Origin of the sequence: Pedobacter punctiformis (assembly GCF_027213715.1) — a bacterium.
Taxonomy (GTDB): domain Bacteria; phylum Bacteroidota; class Bacteroidia; order Sphingobacteriales; family Sphingobacteriaceae; genus Pedobacter; species Pedobacter punctiformis.
In genome coordinates this window covers 681,750-698,438 of record NZ_JAPWGM010000001.1, presented here as the reverse complement: position 1 = coordinate 698,438, position 16,689 = coordinate 681,750, and the positions used below count along the sequence as shown (strand labels likewise).

At 37.5% G+C, this 16,689-nt stretch carries 17 protein-coding genes; 3 read left to right on the top strand and 14 right to left on the bottom strand.

The annotated features are described in order from the left end of the window. Nucleotides 1-257 precede the first annotated feature (257 nt). Entirely contained in the window at nucleotides 258-1,448 is a 1,191-nt protein-coding gene (gene porV / locus O0955_RS03130; protein WP_269426068.1) for a type IX secretion system outer membrane channel protein PorV, read from the top strand. Between the two features lie 60 nt (nucleotides 1,449-1,508). Beyond that, nucleotides 1,509-1,988 carry a 2-C-methyl-D-erythritol 2,4-cyclodiphosphate synthase gene (gene ispF / locus O0955_RS03125; protein WP_269426067.1) on the top strand — a complete coding sequence of 160 codons (480 nt, stop codon included), beginning with the start codon at nucleotides 1,509-1,511 and terminating at the stop codon, nucleotides 1,986-1,988. A gap of 464 nt (nucleotides 1,989-2,452) precedes the next feature. Here ispF and O0955_RS03120 read toward each other — a convergent pair whose 3' ends face one another. The 10 genes from O0955_RS03120 to O0955_RS03075 all read right to left on the bottom strand — a co-directional run bounded on the left by O0955_RS03120 (nucleotide 2,453) and on the right by O0955_RS03075 (nucleotide 13,662). Further along, nucleotides 2,453-5,857, bottom strand: a complete 3,405-nt coding sequence (locus O0955_RS03120) for a trifunctional glycoside hydrolase family 18/polysaccharide deacetylase/glycosyltransferase family 2 protein (protein WP_269426066.1) — start codon at nucleotides 5,855-5,857, stop codon at nucleotides 2,453-2,455. 195 nt (nucleotides 5,858-6,052) lie between these two features. Beyond that, the gene (locus O0955_RS03115; RefSeq protein ID WP_269426065.1) at nucleotides 6,053-6,931 is read right to left on the bottom strand and encodes a pirin family protein; all 879 of its coding nucleotides are present in this window, start codon (nucleotides 6,929-6,931) and stop codon (nucleotides 6,053-6,055) included. Nucleotides 6,932-6,984: 53 nt separating this feature from the next. After that, a complete protein-coding gene (locus O0955_RS03110; RefSeq protein ID WP_269426064.1) occupies nucleotides 6,985-7,515 on the bottom strand; it encodes a YceI family protein in 531 nt (176 codons plus the stop codon). Between the two features lie 165 nt (nucleotides 7,516-7,680). Continuing rightward, the gene (locus tag O0955_RS03105; protein ID WP_269426063.1) at nucleotides 7,681-8,268 is read right to left on the bottom strand and encodes a Crp/Fnr family transcriptional regulator; all 588 of its coding nucleotides are present in this window, start codon (nucleotides 8,266-8,268) and stop codon (nucleotides 7,681-7,683) included. A 12-nt stretch (nucleotides 8,269-8,280) separates the two neighbouring features. Next, nucleotides 8,281-8,439 carry a FeoB-associated Cys-rich membrane protein gene (locus O0955_RS03100; RefSeq protein WP_269426062.1) on the bottom strand — a complete coding sequence of 53 codons (159 nt, stop codon included), beginning with the start codon at nucleotides 8,437-8,439 and terminating at the stop codon, nucleotides 8,281-8,283. 89 nt (nucleotides 8,440-8,528) lie between these two features. Then, nucleotides 8,529-9,716 carry a hypothetical protein gene (locus tag O0955_RS03095; RefSeq protein ID WP_269426061.1) on the bottom strand — a complete coding sequence of 396 codons (1,188 nt, stop codon included), beginning with the start codon at nucleotides 9,714-9,716 and terminating at the stop codon, nucleotides 8,529-8,531. Between the two features lie 133 nt (nucleotides 9,717-9,849). After that, the gene (locus O0955_RS03090) at nucleotides 9,850-10,677 is read right to left on the bottom strand and encodes a type 1 glutamine amidotransferase (protein WP_269426060.1); all 828 of its coding nucleotides are present in this window, start codon (nucleotides 10,675-10,677) and stop codon (nucleotides 9,850-9,852) included. A gap of 2 nt (nucleotides 10,678-10,679) precedes the next feature. Beyond that, a complete protein-coding gene (locus O0955_RS03085) occupies nucleotides 10,680-11,783 on the bottom strand; it encodes a carboxylate-amine ligase (protein ID WP_131538372.1) in 1,104 nt (367 codons plus the stop codon). A gap of 30 nt (nucleotides 11,784-11,813) precedes the next feature. After that, nucleotides 11,814-12,866, bottom strand: a complete 1,053-nt coding sequence (locus O0955_RS03080) for an ATP-grasp domain-containing protein (RefSeq protein ID WP_269426059.1) — start codon at nucleotides 12,864-12,866, stop codon at nucleotides 11,814-11,816. Nucleotides 12,867-12,954: 88 nt separating this feature from the next. After that, on the bottom strand, nucleotides 12,955-13,662 hold the full coding sequence (locus O0955_RS03075) for an esterase family protein (RefSeq protein ID WP_269426058.1): 708 nt from the start codon (nucleotides 13,660-13,662) through the stop codon (nucleotides 12,955-12,957). Nucleotides 13,663-13,835: 173 nt separating this feature from the next. Between O0955_RS03075 and O0955_RS03070 the strand changes: the two genes are divergently transcribed. Continuing rightward, nucleotides 13,836-14,645, top strand: coding sequence for an alpha/beta hydrolase (locus O0955_RS03070; RefSeq protein WP_269426057.1), 810 nt, complete (start codon nucleotides 13,836-13,838; stop codon nucleotides 14,643-14,645). A gap of 5 nt (nucleotides 14,646-14,650) precedes the next feature. Here the strand turns inward: O0955_RS03070 and O0955_RS03065 are convergent, their stop codons facing one another. The 4 genes from O0955_RS03065 to O0955_RS03050 all read right to left on the bottom strand — a co-directional run bounded on the left by O0955_RS03065 (nucleotide 14,651) and on the right by O0955_RS03050 (nucleotide 16,602). Continuing rightward, nucleotides 14,651-15,328 (bottom strand): TIGR02117 family protein, encoded by a 678-nt coding sequence (locus O0955_RS03065; RefSeq protein WP_269426056.1) that lies wholly within the window; start codon nucleotides 15,326-15,328, stop codon nucleotides 14,651-14,653. A 62-nt stretch (nucleotides 15,329-15,390) separates the two neighbouring features. After that, the gene (locus O0955_RS03060; RefSeq protein ID WP_269426055.1) at nucleotides 15,391-15,807 is read right to left on the bottom strand and encodes a hypothetical protein; all 417 of its coding nucleotides are present in this window, start codon (nucleotides 15,805-15,807) and stop codon (nucleotides 15,391-15,393) included. 22 nt (nucleotides 15,808-15,829) lie between these two features. After that, a complete protein-coding gene (locus O0955_RS03055) occupies nucleotides 15,830-16,189 on the bottom strand; it encodes a DUF4180 domain-containing protein (protein WP_269426054.1) in 360 nt (119 codons plus the stop codon). A gap of 38 nt (nucleotides 16,190-16,227) precedes the next feature. Continuing rightward, nucleotides 16,228-16,602, bottom strand: coding sequence for a YdeI/OmpD-associated family protein (locus O0955_RS03050; RefSeq protein WP_269426053.1), 375 nt, complete (start codon nucleotides 16,600-16,602; stop codon nucleotides 16,228-16,230). Between the last annotated feature and the right edge of the window lie 87 nt (nucleotides 16,603-16,689).

Sequence of the window (16,689 nt, the reverse complement as noted above, 5' to 3'; positions counted from 1 at the left end):
GATTGTTTATGCGGTGTAACGATTTGTATTTATAATCGCATTCCTGAAATGACTATAAACTAATTACGCTTAATCTTTTAAATGCATGGTCGGCTGTAATTACCACTCATTCAGCAGGTTAGTTTCAGTTGTAGGTTTAGTTAGTGTTTTTTTACGAATTGTAAACGCAAATTAAAATATTAATTATTAATTTACGTTTCTTAAATAATCCCCAATTAATACTAATACCAAGATCTAAAATATACGTACCTTCAAGGATGAATCTCAAGTACCTCAGTAAACTTGCTTTTTCTGCAATCTCAATGGTTTTGGTGTTTGGTAAATCAAATGCACAAGTTACTATTGGAGGTACCCAAACCAATGGGAGTGAATCAAATAACATCATTACAGCCGTACCTTTTATGCTCATCACACCTGATGCGCGGGCAGGTGCAATGGGCGATGCAGGTGTTGCGGTACCGGGTGATGTAAATTCCGCAAGTATCAATCCTGCCAAACTTGCGTTTTTAGATAAGCCTTACGGTTTCTCTATTTCATACAGTCCCTGGTTAAAAAGTTTGGTTCCGGATATTAACCTTGCTTATTTAGGTGGTTTTTATAAACTAGATGACCGCAATACAATAGGCGCTTCTTTAAGGTATTTTTCTTTAGGGCAAATTCAGCTAACAGATATTAATCAGCAGGATTTGGGTATTTCGAGTCCCAATGAACTGGCTTTTGATGTAACCTTTGCACGAACTTTTGGAAAGGAGTTTTCACTGGGCAGTTCTGTAAGGTACATATATTCTAACCTCGCCAGCGGACAATTCTCCTCCACCGGGCAGGTTCATGCCGGCAATGCGCTTGCGGTAGATATTGCCGGATTATACAAAACATCGACCATGATGTTCGGTAAGAATATGATCTTATCTGCCGGGGCAAATATTTCAAATATTGGCACCAAAATGAGTTATTCTGATGGGGGGGCAAATTTCTTTTTGCCAACAAATTTTAAACTTGGCGGGGCATCAACCATTGCTATTGACGATTTGAGTACCTTTACTTTAGCACTTGATTTTAATAAACTGCTGGTACCCACGCAACCTATATACGATTCGAATAATAACATTATAAGTGGAAAAGATCCAAACAGATCAGTTCCTGCCGGTATTTTTGGTTCATTTAGTGATGCGCCGGGCGGCTTTAATGAAGAATTAAAAGAAGTAGGTATTTCTACAGGTTTAGAGTACTGGTATAATCAGCAATTTGCATTAAGGGCTGGTTATAATTATCAGAACCCAATGAAGGGCGATAGCCGCTATTTTACTTTAGGCGCAGGTTTAAAATACAATGTTTTTAATATCGATTTTGCCTATCTCGTAGCAAATTCACAAACAAGTCCTTTGGCCAATACCTTACGTTTTAGTCTTTTGTTTAACTTTGGCGACAAAAAGGAATTAAAAAAGTAAGTTCCAGTGGTTTTGGCGAGCTTAATTATTAAGCTTATTGACCACAAATAATATTTATTTATGAAAATTAGAGTCGGTTTTGGATTTGATGTCCATCAATTAAAAGATCAGCACCCTTTTGTGGTTGGCGGAGTAACGTTAGAACATCATAAAGGTGCATTTGGTCATTCTGATGCCGATGTTTTACTGCACGCCATCTGTGATGCCCTTTTAGGAGCCGCAAACCTGCGTGATATCGGTTTTCATTTTAAAAATACGGATGACCGCTGGAAAGGAATCAGCAGCCTGGTTTTATTAAAAGAGACTGTAAAATTATTGACCGAGAAAAACTGGCAGGTGGGTAATATAGATGCAATGCTTTGTTTGGAAGCGCCAAAAATTAATCCGCATATTCCGGCAATGCAACAACACATTGCAGATGCGATTGGCATTTCTACAGAAGATATTTCCATCAAAGCGACCACTAATGAGCAAATGGGTTTTATCGGGCGGGAAGAAGGTGTAGTTGCTTATGCAGTTTGCCTGATAGAGCGGCCATAAATTAGAATCAAAGTACTCTCGTAAATATAGATTGGTTATCCTGATGCTTGTTGAAGGAGTTTATGGACGGAAAAACTGTTTGACAATTCCAATTTAAATAATAACTAGGAAATGAACAGACACTAGCTTTTCGCTTAATGTAGTCCCGCTCCCGTTTCTGTCCCGATGGAAGAATCGGTACATCCACTCAGATCGGGTTTATAAACAATGTTGCTGCTTTACAAACAACCGCTTTAAGATTGCTTCGTGCCTCGCAATGACGACCGCTTTAATGTTTTTGTACTACCCAACGTTATTTAAACACGATTGAAGCGGCATCCCCCGATTTTTCTTCGGGGATATAGCATAAAGCGGGGCCTGACTTTCAAAAGAAAGCCAGGCCCTGCTTCACAAAAAGACTTAATCAATACTTATCCGTTTAGGTTACTTATCCCGATTTTCATCAGGAATAATTCTTTTACAGATCAGGCTACAGCTTCTTTTACATTTCCTGTTCTTTTTAAAGTTCCCCAGGTTTCCAGTTCTCCTTTTATCGCTTTACGGAACGAGCGGAATAAAACGATATACATCAATTGTCTCCAGAAAAACCTTTGCGGAAAGATGTAAAGCAAATTTTTATACTTTTCATTTTCCATTTTAAAAGCAATGGCAGCAAACACCATATCTACAATAATGAAGATGATGTAATAAAATAATACCTGCCCAAAACCATTATGAAGGCTGAGTATTCCGGAGAAACCAGTCAGCGTTAGGTTATTAATTGCGCCAAGTGAAAACAGACCACTAATTAAAGAAATGAGCATAAAGAAATCTGCCAATGGCGAAAATAGCGGCAGAATAATTTGATAGATCAATATATTCGGCATTCCTATCATTCCAAAATAACCATATTTTTTATTCAGCAATGTTTTTCTGTTTTTCCAGAAACTTTGCATTACCCCAAAACTCCAGCGGAAACGTTGTTTTAAAAGCATGTTTACCGTTTCGGGTGCTTCGGTATAAGCCACAGCTGTTGAGCAGTTTTTAACAGTATAACCTGCTCTTAAAACACGCATGGTTAAATCACAGTCTTCAGCAAGGGTATCGATGGTAAAACCACCAATTTCCAGTACCATGGATTTTCTGAAAGCACCAATTGCACCCGGAACTACCGTAATGGTGTTTAACAGGTCGAATGCTCTTCTATCCATATTCTGAGCAGTAATATATTCGATAGACTGCCATCTGGTAATGATATTGTGCGCATTACCAACTTTAACGGTACCTGCAACGGCGGCAATTTTTTCATCGTAAAAATAACGCATCAGCTCGGTAACGGCATCGGTTTTAAGCTGAGTATCGGCATCAATACAAACAATATAATCGGCGCTGGCCTGAGTTATACCATAGTTTAAAGCCGAAGCCTTGCCGCCGTTTTCTTTGCGGAAAACCTTTACCTGAGGATGGTTTCCATACTCGTTGTTCACCATTTCAAATGTGCTGTCCTTAGATCCGTCATCAACAAAAATTAATTCGAAATTAGAATAAGTTGTTTTTAATAAACTTCTTATAGTTTGGATAGCGGTTACTTCTTCGTTATAGGCTGGAATAATGATACTCACTTTCTCTGATGGGTTTTTAACAAGCAAATGTGCATTCAATTTAGCTTTTCTTTTTTGCCTGATTGCCAGGTAGGCAATGAAAATGGTACGCAGTATAGCCAGTACAATTGCAATGGTAAAAACAATATTTAAAAAGATATTGGCATAATAAAAAAAACTAAGAAACAGGTAATCGCTCGAACCTGTAAAACCGGTGTTGGCGCTTGATTTAACCGCAGGCATTAACTCAGATCTTTTTTTACCCATTAAATCACCAACAGTAGTGAAAGTATAACCCTTTTGTTTAAAGAATTTTATAATTCTTGGTAAAGCTTCAACAGTCGCTTCGCGGTTTCCACCAGCGTCATGCAATAATAAAATATTACCGTTATCTTGCTGTTTCACAACCTCATTAAAGATTTGATCCGCTGTTTTTCCCGGTTCCCAATCTTCAGGATCTATATATTCCCCAATATTGATGTAGTTTTCCTTTCTGCTTTGTGCTACCGGTAAAATTTCTGAAATATTTTGTGGCTCGGCGTCCGCATTAAAAGGTGCTCTGAATAAAATAGTACTATGTCCGGTTACGCACTCAATGATGCGGCGTGTGGCATTCAATTCAAACTTAACCCTGTGCGGGCCAATTGCCGACATGTCAGGATGGAAAAAAGTATGGTTTCCAATTTCATAACCATCGTTATATTCCTGTCTGAGCAGTTCCATGTTTTTTTCGGCCATAATGCCCACTACGAAGAAACAGCCGGGTACTTTTTCTCTTTTTAATATATCCAATACCTGCGGCGTATAAACCGGATCGGGTCCATCATCAAAGGTTAAGGCAATTTTTTTATCTGCTTCACCAAAACGTTTAATTACATATTGTGAAGGCAGGCGGGTGTATTTCTGATCTGCGATAGTAAAATTGCTTTTATCTAAAGTAAACTTAACACTACCCGGAGCTGGTGTGGATACCAGATCAAGAATTTCTCCATTACCGACGTAAGATATACCACCCATAACCAAAGCCGAAATTTTGCGTAAATCAACAGGTTTCTTTTTTAAAGAATCTAAACTTAAATCGTCAGAAATAAACTGCCACAATCGTTTATCCTCTGATCCCAGGCGCCATAATGCAATACCGGCAATACCCCAGTCATCTGCTTTACGGATTAAATTAAAATTTGTTGCAGCATCAGTAAAATAAACATCATGCCTTATTCCGCTGGCATCTTTATAATTGTAATTTAAATTTGCCGAAGCAGGATCGTAATTGATCGTACTTTTATAGTTAACAGCATTGGTTATGGCCTCTTCATAAGTAACAGGGACGCCAACGCTCTTATTTGGCCAGTCATAGCCATAACAAGCCAGTGCCAGAATAACTTTGCTGGCATCTACCTTACTGCAAATGTCATCCAGTTTATCTTCAACCCATTCCTGATGAGAGATATCGCCGGCATTGCTTTGATCATTGTGCTGATCATAAGCCATTAAAACAATATAATCATTGTAATGCTGTAGTATTTCCGGCTTATAATCATCGTTTTCTGGTGAAATATCCTGAGAAACAATTAGCTTTTCGTTATGAAACTGTGTGTACAGATTTTTCATAAAGTTGTTAAAGGCATTACTGTTTTCAAGATTTAGTTCTTCAAAATCAATGTTTATACCTTTAAAACCATGTTTCTTTGTAATTTTAATCAGGTTGCTAATGAGTTGCTGTTGGGCTGTTGAATTATTTAAAAGTCTTCTAACTGCTTCACCATCCCAGTGATCTGTATGGTAGTTGGATACAACCGCAATTGCAGCTTTTTTTCCTTCTTTAATAACCCTTAATGCCGCAGTGTCGGCTTTATCTACAATAGAATCGCCGTTTAGGAAAAAAGATTCTGTTGCAACCATATCCAAATGACCGATGTTGCGCTTTAGGTTAGACAAAGATTTATCTTTAATTCCAGCCCAGCTTACGTAAAAGGCCATGTTAATGCGTTTATTGTCGCCGTGTTTAGTCAGTATTCTATGTTCACGATCTTTTTTGATCTTCTGTAGCTTAGATTTTAGAATGCTAAAATCTTTATACTGTTGCGATTTCTTTAAGCGGTCTAATTGCTTTTGAGTAAGCGGTGTATTGGTATTGATAAAAGGTAAATTCGGGGCTTGTACAGAAGATAGGGTATAAGCAACGCAAATGATGGCGATAATGAAGACTAAAAATAAAGTTCTGCTTACCCAGGTAAAAGTATGCCAGCGTCTTTTAGTCTCAGTTTGAAAGATTTGTTTTCCGGACATTTTTTCTGATCTGATTTTATTTAACAAAATTGAATAAACCAGATGAAGATTGAATGAAGCATTGGTTTGCTTGGGTTTTAAACCGATGTTCTGGTTAACGCACAATCTAAATGTCAACTCATCATATAGGGAAATAAAAAAAGCCGGCACATTAAAAACATGCCGGCTGAAAATATATAATTTATTAAACCTTCCTTATTCTTCCAGGTATCCAAATTTGCCCTGGTTATAATCAGAAATTGCCTGATGAATTTCTGCTTCGGTATTCATTAAAAATGGACCATATTGTTTGATGGGTTCATTAATAGGCTCACCGCTTAAAACCAAAATAATGCTATCTTCTAAGGCTTCAATGGTAATTTCTTCTCCTTCATTTTTAAAATGAACAAAATCATTAACCTTTACTTCCTGTTCATCATTAATTTTTACTGTGCCTTCAATAATAACGAAGCCTGTATTAAAATTAGCCGGAAAACTAAGCGTTGCCTTGCCACCTTTATTTAAGCGGGCATTATATAGCTCTATTGGGGTAAAAGTATCTGCATTACCTTTTATGCCTTTATAATTGCCAGCAATTACTTCAATTTTACCTCCATCGGCGGGTAAATTGAATACCGCCATATCGGCTTGTTTAATGGCCTGGTATTTCGGCTTGCTCATTTTATCCTTAGCAGGCAAATTAACCCATAATTGTACCATTTGAAAAGGACCACCTGCTAAACTGTACGCTTCTTCATGATATTCTTTATGTAAAATGCCACTGGCTGCCGTCATCCATTGTACGTCACCAGGATAAATAATTCCGCTGTTGCCTGTACTATCCTGATGCGCTACCGCCCCGTGATAGGCAATGGTTACGGTTTCAAAACCGCGGTGCGGGTGAACACCAACACCTCTGGGTTCTTTACGGGCAGAGAATTCTATTTTTGAGCCATAATCCAATAAAAAAAATGGACTCATGTTGATTTCATAACCGCCTGGGAAAAAGTTATGGACTCTAAAGCCATCGCCAACCATATGTGGGGCGGGTGCTTTTAAGATATTTTTTATTCCTTTTATTTTTGTTTCCATCATTACCTCCATGGAAAATTTAAATCAGCCTGCTAAATGCAGACTGAGTATGCAAACTATGCTTGTTTTACAAATTGTAATTCGCCCAATATGCGAACCTCTTCACTCACCATAACACCGCCGGTTTCTAAGGCCGCATTCCAGGTTAAACCAAATTCTGAACGGTTGATTTTGCCGCTTAAAGTAAAACCTGCTTTTGTATTACCCCATGGATCTGTTGCAATACCGCCAAATTCGGCTGTTAATTTTACCGGTTTTGTTTCGCCTTTTATGGTTAAGTCACCTTTAACGATGTAATCACTGCCATCTTTTTCTACTGAATTTGATTTGAATTCGATGTGTGCAAATTTTTCTGCATCAAAGAAATCATCGCTTTTCAAGTGATTGTCACGATCTGTATTACCCGTATCAATAGAATTGATGTCACCTTTGAAAGAAATTTGAGCATTTTCAAACTCATCACCTTCAGAAGTTAAATCTGCCGAGAAAGATTTTAAACTACCCGTTACAGTAGTAATCATTAAGTGTTTTACTTTAAATTGTAATTCGCTGTGCGTTGGGTCTAAAACCCATTTTGTAGTTGCCATATCTTTTAATATTAGATTGTTTAATATTTACAACACAAAAGTACAGCGGGATGTTCAAGTGAGAATTGATGTATGATAAGTAATGAGAGGATAGAAAGAAATATGGGGTAAACAACTAAATTAAATATTTATTTGTTTGGTAACCGATTCATTATGAGGTTAATGTTAAGGTCGGAAGTGTTTATTTGCCAACTCTTTACGAACCCTGCTTAACGATTCAGGAGTAATGCCTAAATAAGAAGCAATCATCCATTGCGGAACGCGAAGCGTAAGATTTGGATAAAGTTTTATAAAATCAAGATACCTTTCTTCTGCAGTTGCACTCAATAACATATTGATTCGTTTTTGCATAAAACGAATTGAGTTATTAAGCATGGTTACATTTAAGGCAAGTAAACAAGGAACTTTTCGGGCAGCCTCAGCTAAAAAATCATTTGGCAATAATATAGCTTCTGTATTTTCAATGGCATCGATAAAAAATATAGACGGTTCATTCACCATGTTATTGCGGTCCGAAATCAGCCACTTTTCCGGCGCAAATTGTAAAATATGCTCTTTGCCTTTAGAATCGATAGAATAGGCTCTTAATAAACCTTTGCCTACAAAAAAACCATATTTAAAAATGTCTCCTTTGTACTGTATGATTTCATTCTTCTCGAACTTTTTTACGCGAAGTGGTGAAGAAATGCTGTTAAACTGTTCATCAGTTAAATCTATTTTTTCCTGAAGGTAATTTTTAAACTGATCGATCATAAAGAATAGAAATTACTTCTTTTCAGGTTTAATATCAGAAAAATCTACACCGCATTTGCAATTGCCGCCGCAGCCATCTTTTTTAACCTGTACCGATTTATAAACCATGCGGCCAACATACACTAATGCTACCGCAAAAAGTAAAAAGACTAATATGGTTTGAATACTCATAATACAAATATACGTGGCTATTGCCTTTTTGTGTTCAAATCAATGTAATTTTAATTGGCAATTTAACCAGGCCTTTATTCGCGATATTGTTATTGTTCCATAAAACCAATGGTACCACCAACCCAGTCGAAATCTGCATTGTACCGAACGCCTATCATTTTGCCGCGGCTTAACCGGCCCAAATTAATGCAAAGCTGAGGCTCTTCACCATCTGCCCATAAGTACATTAACCTGATTTCGGCTTTTACACCTCCATCCAAAGATTGTACAGCAGGTTCATAACTCACTTTTCGTTGTAGTATCCAATTTTCAGGATCCTTAATGCCTTTAATGTCAGCTTCGTTTACATCGATAATAACACCCATGCCGGCAAAAGAAAATAATGGCTTTAATACATAATTCTCCAAATCTGCCGGAATGCTATCTACCTGGTTCAAAAAACGGGTTTCGGGTACAAATTCGCTGTCTAAAAATGGCATGGTGTATTTACTGATCCGATAAAACCAGTTTGGATGTGTTACCCATTCTATATCCAGCTCCTGCCTTGGGTCGAAGCTGTTTTTAAAAATGGCTGTGTTTTCGGCAACTTCATCAAAAATAAGGCGGTTGTAAATTCTTTTAAGTTGAATTAATTTGCCATTTTCTTCATAAAAAAGTTGTTTTCCTACCTGTTTAATTTCTTCAAGGGCTAAGATTTTAATGCCCAGCATTTTTTGAGTAACCAAGAAATCAATGGCTGTTTTTTGGTTTAGCGCATCTACATCCATTAAGGCAACTTCATGCGGCTGGTGTTTACCAAGAATAACTTTTTTTAGCAGACCGGTATATTTTTCTTCATCGAATCCATTTAAATAATGACTTGTGGTGTTATCCAAATCAAAAGATTCACGGTAAGTGTTTGCAAGGTGGATTTGAAAACCATAAAGCGATGGAAATCCCTGCATTTCGATTAGCATAGGAGTTAATTCTCCTGCTTCATTTTTACAAATCCCAAAATCGAAGGTCAAAAAGTGCGGTTGATCATTCTCATTGGGTACATTCCATTGTGCAGGAATTGCATTTTGCGTTAAGGCTTTAAAATTAGGCTGTTTAATCAGGGACACAATTTCATTTCCTGCTGCAATTAGCTTTTCTTTTAATGCTTTTGGAATGAAAATAGGTGTTTCTGCAACTCTGAATGGAATTTCAGGATAATCTGCCTGAAGCTCTTGCATGAATTTCTCATACTTTTCTGCTGTAAATTCCTGATTATATTTTTGTCTTTGAGCAGGTATCATGGAATATTATATAAATTTTACCTCACTGCGGGGCACAAAACAACCTTCCGTTTTGGATTGATCTCTAGTTGTTCCGCAGCCCGTAATGATTATTACCTTAATTTTAAATGCTTTTATTGCAAGTGTTTTGAGTTTATGCCTCCTGGAGATTTCCGATTGCTTTATTTAAAAAGTTTGGCAGAATAACACTTTGTGTAAGTACAATTCTTGCCGGATCATCCAGACTGTTTAGCATATCGAAATATTTTTCTTCACCATGAGTATCGATAATCACCTTTTTCTTTTCGTCCTGAAGCAGGTACATTTTCATCCCTACGGGATCTGCCTCCGGGTGAAACTGAGTGCCGATAATTTCATTTGTGAAACGAATAGACATCATACAGCGCTCCAGATTTACATGTTTACGCTCTTTTTCTATGGCTAATAATTTTGCTCCTTTTGCTTCAAAAGCTTCTAAATTTGGCTCGATTACCTGCCAGTCGCGACTGTCAACAGAGAAAAAAGGATTGGTGATGCCATCAAATATTTCATCTTTTTCACCTTCCTCTGTCAGCGTAATCGGGAAAATACCAAAAGCATTTGATCTTCTCTCTGTTACATTGCCTAAATTATATTTCCGGCAAGCCAGTTGAAAAGAGTGGCAAATTAAAAATGCATACTTTTTCTGTTCATCATTGGCCTCATTAAAAGCTTCGATCTGATCCAGCAGGTGAAAGAAATCATTCTCCCATTTTTCGCCTTTGCTTTCAACCGGACTGCCCGGGCCACCGCTTGAAATATAAGCATCGTAGTCAATACCCGGTATTTCGCCTTTCTGTCTTAAATCGAAAATATCGAAAGAAAGGTCAATATTGTGTTCTTCTTTAAAACGGGATAAAATCTCCTGAATTCCCCGCATTCCCTGATTAGGAGCGCCGTTATTTAAGTCAATAACGGCGACCTTTAATCTAAATTTATCCATTTTTAATTACTTGCGCCTATAAGTGTTTGATTAGTAATATAATCTACAACAGATTCAAAGTTACCAGTTTGTTCGTAAACTGCCAACTGTCTGTCGGCGCCTGTGCCATGTTCCAATATTTTATGCACATAATTAATGTCATTTCTGCAGCCTAATTCATCCACAACATCATCCACAAAATCAAGCAGTTCCAACACCAGGTTGCGGCAATTTACTTCCATTTCTTTACCAAAATCGATCAAATTGCCATCAATTCCATAACGTGCGGCACGCCATTTATTCTCGTTAATTAAAGCTCTTGAATAACTTATAAACTCCATGTTTTGTAAACGAAGTTTATACAGTTTGGCACATAATGCCTGAAATAAAGCAGTGAAAGCCATTGTTTCATCAATCAGCATCGGGCAATCGCAAATGCGGAATTCTACCGTATCAAAAAATGGATGTACACGAATGTCCCACCAAATTTTCTTTGCATTATCCATGCAATTGGTTTTAATCAGCAGTTTTACGTAGTTGTCGTAATCTTCAATACTGTTAAAAATATCAGGAATACCTGTACGTGGAAATTTATCAAAAATTTTGGTTCTAAAAGATTTGTAACCGGTGTTTCTGGATTCCCAAAACGGCGAATTGGTTGATAAGGCAAAAACGTGCGGTAAAAAATATCTGACCTGGTTAGCAATGTGGATAGCCAGCTCGCGGGATTGAAAGCCAACATGCACATGTAAACCAAAAATTAAGTTCGAGCGGGCAGCTTCCTGCAGCTCATTAACAATTTCATTATAGCGGGGATGTTCGGTAATTAATTGTTTTTCCCAATGCGAAAATGGGTGTGTTCCTGCAGCACCAATACGCAAGCCTTGTTCGCCAGCCAGTTGTGATACGGTATAACGAAGCTGTGAAATTTCTTTACGTGCTTCTTCTGTGGTCCGGCAAATGCCCGTACCCACCTCAACAACAGCCTGGTGCATTTCTGCTTTAACCTGGTCTTTGTGTATTTTTTGTGCAGCCTCAACAATTTTTTGGTCGTGCGAGGTTAGTTCCCTGGTAACGGGATCAACTACCATGTACTCTTCCTCTACGCCAAGCGTGAATTCATTCATCCTGATGCTCATTTAATTTAAATCCCTTGGTTATTTCTTCTCAGCGGCTTTTTTGGGTTTAGCCGGAGCTTTTTCTTTTGTTACTTTAGCTGCAACAGGTTTTGCTGCTGCGGGTTTGTTTGCTTGTACAACTAAAGGCTTTCCGGCAACAGAGGCTTTAATGTATTCGCCCCAGGTTAAGTTATCCTGACCAGGTTTTTGTGCTTTAGCTCTTTCAATGGCATAATTAGCCGTCGTTTCCACTACCCAGTCGAAGTTTTCCTGTCCAACGCTTTTAACGTCAGCATCTGGTGCCGGATTACAGAAATCTATTGCAATAGGCACACCGTCGCGTACTGCAAATTCTACGGTATTAAAATCATAGCCTAAGTAATTACAAAGTTTAAGGGTATACTCTTCAACTGTTTTTAAAAGTTTAGCACTTGATGGCGCTTTTTCAACCGCATATCTTAAATGATGTGGGTTTCGTGGATCGTATTGCATAATGCGCACATGTTTGCCACCAATACAATAACATCTGAAATATTCGTCAAAGATGATTTCTTCCTGTAAAAGCATAACCAGTTGTTCAGTACCAGAATGTTTAGCAAAGAAATCTTCCTTATCGTGCAATTTATAAACATCTCTCCATCCGCCACCATCATAAGGTTTCATATAAGCCGGAAATCCGGTGTATTCAAAAATTGCGTCCCAATCTAAAGGCATGGCCAGGTTTGAAAAAGATTCGCCTGTGGTTCCTGTTGGGTGTTCTCTGGATGGAATCAATGCTGTTTTCGGAACAGGCACACCAATTTGTTCTGCAAGTGCATTATTGAAAAACTTTTCATCAGCACTCCACCAAAAAGGGTTGTTAATTACAGCAGTTCCGGTAATGGCTGCATTTTTAAGTGATGCTCTGTAAAAAGGAACGTCCTGCGAAATACGGTCGATGATTACCGCATAATCTAAAGGAGCATTCTGAAATATTTTATCGATTTTAACAGCCTCGGCAGTAATGCCTTTCTCTGCTTTTTGATTAATCCTTTCAATTACGGCCTCAGGAAAAGAGCGCTCCTGGCCGAATAAAATCCCTATTTTCTTCATTGGTACTATTTAATTTTATGGTGTAACTGGTTAATTCGTTAATTGTTTTTACTGGTTATCCAAATGGCTGATGATTAGTAAATTTAATTTAAAGCTGTGCAATATAATCCGGAAACATCTCCCTCCAGATCGGCCAGTCGTGATCAGCATTTGGCCTTATATCCAGCCAGTGATTAATGCCTTTTTGATTTAAAATGTTAGATAAACGCTCATTATCCGGCTTACACATATCCCGGTCTGAAGTACCCAAAACAATTTTCATGTAGTGCAAATCGGGGTTACTGCTATTCGGAACATAATCAACAGGATTGTTGAAATAAACGTCGTCATTGTAAAATCCATCAAGCTGTCCGGTAATATCAAAAGCGCCGCTCATGCTAAACATATGGCTAACGAGCCAGGGATGCCTGAATGCAAAGTTTGCTGCATGATAACCCCCAAAACTGCAACCTGCAGTAATGATTTTATTATGCCCGGTTTCATGTCTGGCTAAAGGCGCAACTTCCTCAAGCAGATATTTGTCGTACCAGATATGATTTTTTACTCTGTCTGCGGGATGGATACTTTTGTTGTACCAGCTTAATTTATCAATGCCATCCGGACAGTAAATCTTAATCTTTCCTTCATTAATAAACCCCTCAACGGAGTCTATTAGTTTGAAGTCTTTATTTTCGAAATACCGGCCCATACTCGTTGGAAACAGTAGAATAGGGATACCACCGTGGCCAAAAGTGAGCATGTCGATCTCAGCACTTAAATTCGGGCTGTACCACTTTTTATGTTCTTCTTTAACCATATAAAAAATTGAATGTTTTAAGGTATAAATTAAATTTTATAAAAAGAACCTATAAGCAATGAAAATTAAAGCTTTATGTAAAAATTGATCGTGGTTAATTAATAGTTTATTGAGTTTTGTACCTTTGCCCCGAATTCTGAGGCGATAAGCCGTGTGATAGGGGATTGAAGCATATGTACAATACAATTTTATCAGTAAAAGTTAATACAGTCAGTTATAAAGTGCCTTCGGCTTATTTAAAGCGGGAGGTTGAAATAGATATTTACGTACCTGAAGGTATTTTAGGGAACGAAAAAATAGAACTTCTTTTATTAAATGATGGTCAGGATGTGGCCAAAATGGATTTTACCACAATTTTAGAAGAAGCACATTTACAAAAAAGAAATAACCGGTTAATTGTGGTTGCCATTAAAGCATCAACAGAGCGCTTAATGGAATATGGTGTTGCAAGCGTACCTGATTTTAAAGGCAGAGGTGCTAAAGCAGATTTGTATACCGATTTTATCATTAAAGAGCTTTTACCTTTTGTTAAAAAGAAAATTGCAATGCCTGTAACCGGAAAGGTTGCCTTTGCAGGTTTCTCTTTAGGTGGTTTATCCGCTTTTGATATCGCCTGGAACAACCCTAATGTTTTTGATGTAGTTGGTGTTTTCTCAGGCGCATTCTGGTGGCGCAAAAAAGATTTGGCAGATGGTTATACAGATGCTGACCGGATTATGCATTCACTGATTGATCATACTTCTACAAAGCCTGAAATGAAATTTTGGCTGATGACGGGTACTGAAGATGAAAAAGCAGACCGTAATAAAAATATGATTATTGATTCTATTGATGATACGATCGACATTGTAAAAGCATTATTGAAGAAAGGTTATAAAAGGCCGGAAAATGTTTTTTACTACGAAAAGGTTGGCGGCAAACATGATGTGCCTACCTGGGAGAGCGCAATGCCTGCTTTCCTGAATTGGGCATTCGAAGGATAATTTGTCTATTGATATTTTAAAAAGATAGGGGTATCGAAGATTGTCCATAAACAACTTTTTTGCCCGCATTTTTTTAAAGCACTATTTGCCCAGGTATTGCAGGTTTTAAAAATACTGTAACTCCCAACAGCTTCATAAAAGGCATCGGCATGATCATAATTGGCTTTAGTTTTAATGTTGATGAAATGCCCGTTTGCATCCTGATCAAAACTTTTTGAAATATAGCCAACTAAAGCTGCATATTGAACTGAATCGATCATTAGCTTTTTGCAGCTTTCATCTTCAACGATGTTTTTATAGTAAGTAGCGTGCATGGCAGATGAATTTAAGCCGGTTATGGCGCCCAGTGCTACATTAAGCTTTAAATCTGAAAATTCGGGCGTTTCCAGATAAAATTTCTTATCTCCCCAACCCAAAGCCAGGTAGTGATAGCTGCTATCTGCAGATTGAGTGTTAGAATATTTAATTTCTTTTGTCCAATCCATCAGTAGATGTTTTGCCGGAACCACAATATCGGTATGTACACCATTTGTCATGATGTAAATCGCTATTTCCTGCTTGTTTAGCGGATTTTTATTAATGGTGATCCGTGATAAACAAAAAGCACAGGCAAAATAAAGCAGAATAGACCCGATAAAAAAGAACAGGAAGTTTCGGGTATGGCGTAGAATCTTTTTAGTCATGCTGAATTATAGATGTCGAACAGCAACATCACCATTAATACTATCGGTTGGTAATGGTAACCCTAATGACTGGATTTTACTTTTTTCAGCGTAAAATCAATTGCCTTGTTGTTGAAGTAATATTTACCCGCCATTTTTTCGGGCACAACCTCATAAGTATCTTTAATGTTTTCAATAATAAAATAATCCGGAAATTCTTTTTGCGAAGGCGAATAATGATAAAATTTCATTTTTCGGTTGGGCTGTTCATATCCGGTTTCCGTTAAAAACTTTGAAGCTTTTTTATTTTTAAACGCAACAGTCCTGATTTCGCTGGCTGCAATATAGCCATCCGCAAGCGAAAGCTTAATCGACATGTCTTTTGTTTTTCCAACGTAATATTCGTATTCAAATGCTTTTTGAGAAAATGCAAGAACAGGTAAAATCAGAAAGGTCAAAAGCATAGCTGTTTTTATAACGGAGATTTTTGTTGTTGTCATTGCGCTCAGATTACTTTTAAAATCAAATGGAAAGTTTTTTTAAAGCTTCCGCTGTTGAATCCAGAAAATTAATATGCCTGCCCTTATTACTCTCGTATATAAAATCTTTAATGCTTTTACTTTGATATGGACTAAAATTACCAACTACGGCTAAACGAACACGGTAATTTGAAAATTTCTGAAGGATTTCTCCTGCCATTCCATTTTTTAAATCAAAAAAGTCAGAGGTGATGTTTTGTTCGCTGATTATAATTTTATCAAAATCCTGATAATATAAATTTCCCAGTAAGTCAATACCATCCTCTGCGGTTTTAATGATCAACCTGTCCGAAATTAATTCTGCAATCCGGGTATCGTTTATGGTGTGCGTTTCAATTTTCATTTGGTATTTTCAATAGGGGTGTATTGGTGATATTATTATTAATTAATGCTTTCCCAGTTTCCGTTTTGCTTTGCCAGATCAATCATTTTTTGACCATGTTCCGTCATCAATCCCTGTTCAGTCAGTTTGGCAACTCTTTCTTTATTGGATGAGCTCCAGTTGCTTTTGGGTTTGCGTTGCGAAAAACGCTGATACCGGCTGTCGGCATCTCTTTTATTGGTTAAAGAATCTATCCAGCCAAAACACAAGGCTTCTTCCACCGCTTCAACATAGTTTACGCTTGGTGTTTTAGCATTTTTGCTATATAGAATCAGACAAACTTCGGTTTTTAACTGGCCATTTTGCTCAAGCCATTCCCGCCATTTTTGCCTCGTTTCTGCATAAAAAGTTTCAATACCCTTGTTTGTTTCCATGGGGAATAAAATTAATGAATATTTTCGGTTCGCCATCCAATTGCCTAAATATCCATACACTTGCTTTTCTAATTAATTATGAGATAA

Bases quoted from the DNA above. Each gene is read 5' to 3' on its own strand.
- O0955_RS03105 (WP_269426063.1), bottom strand. From the start codon at position 8,268: ATGATCGATCAGTTTAAAAATTACCTTCAGGAAAAAATAGATTTAACT.
- O0955_RS03060 (WP_269426055.1), bottom strand. From the start codon at position 15,807: ATGACAACAACAAAAATCTCCGTTATAAAAACAGCTATGCTTTTGACC.
- O0955_RS03090 (WP_269426060.1), bottom strand. From the start codon at position 10,677: ATGGATAAATTTAGATTAAAGGTCGCCGTTATTGACTTAAATAACGGC.
- O0955_RS03095 (WP_269426061.1), bottom strand. From the start codon at position 9,716: ATGATACCTGCTCAAAGACAAAAATATAATCAGGAATTTACAGCAGAA.
- O0955_RS03075 (WP_269426058.1), bottom strand. From the start codon at position 13,662: ATGGTTAAAGAAGAACATAAAAAGTGGTACAGCCCGAATTTAAGTGCT.
- ispF (WP_269426067.1), top strand. From the start codon at position 1,509: ATGAAAATTAGAGTCGGTTTTGGATTTGATGTCCATCAATTAAAAGAT.
- O0955_RS03100 (WP_269426062.1), bottom strand. From the start codon at position 8,439: ATGAGTATTCAAACCATATTAGTCTTTTTACTTTTTGCGGTAGCATTA.
- O0955_RS03115 (WP_269426065.1), bottom strand. From the start codon at position 6,931: ATGATGGAAACAAAAATAAAAGGAATAAAAAATATCTTAAAAGCACCC.
- porV (WP_269426068.1), top strand. From the start codon at position 258: ATGAATCTCAAGTACCTCAGTAAACTTGCTTTTTCTGCAATCTCAATG.
- O0955_RS03120 (WP_269426066.1), bottom strand. From the start codon at position 5,857: ATGTCCGGAAAACAAATCTTTCAAACTGAGACTAAAAGACGCTGGCAT.
- O0955_RS03110 (WP_269426064.1), bottom strand. From the start codon at position 7,515: ATGGCAACTACAAAATGGGTTTTAGACCCAACGCACAGCGAATTACAA.
- O0955_RS03055 (WP_269426054.1), bottom strand. From the start codon at position 16,189: ATGAAAATTGAAACGCACACCATAAACGATACCCGGATTGCAGAATTA.
- O0955_RS03085 (WP_131538372.1), bottom strand. From the start codon at position 11,783: ATGAATGAATTCACGCTTGGCGTAGAGGAAGAGTACATGGTAGTTGAT.
- O0955_RS03050 (WP_269426053.1), bottom strand. From the start codon at position 16,602: ATGGAAACAAACAAGGGTATTGAAACTTTTTATGCAGAAACGAGGCAA.
- O0955_RS03070 (WP_269426057.1), top strand. From the start codon at position 13,836: ATGTACAATACAATTTTATCAGTAAAAGTTAATACAGTCAGTTATAAA.
- O0955_RS03080 (WP_269426059.1), bottom strand. From the start codon at position 12,866: ATGAAGAAAATAGGGATTTTATTCGGCCAGGAGCGCTCTTTTCCTGAG.
- O0955_RS03065 (WP_269426056.1), bottom strand. From the start codon at position 15,328: ATGACTAAAAAGATTCTACGCCATACCCGAAACTTCCTGTTCTTTTTT.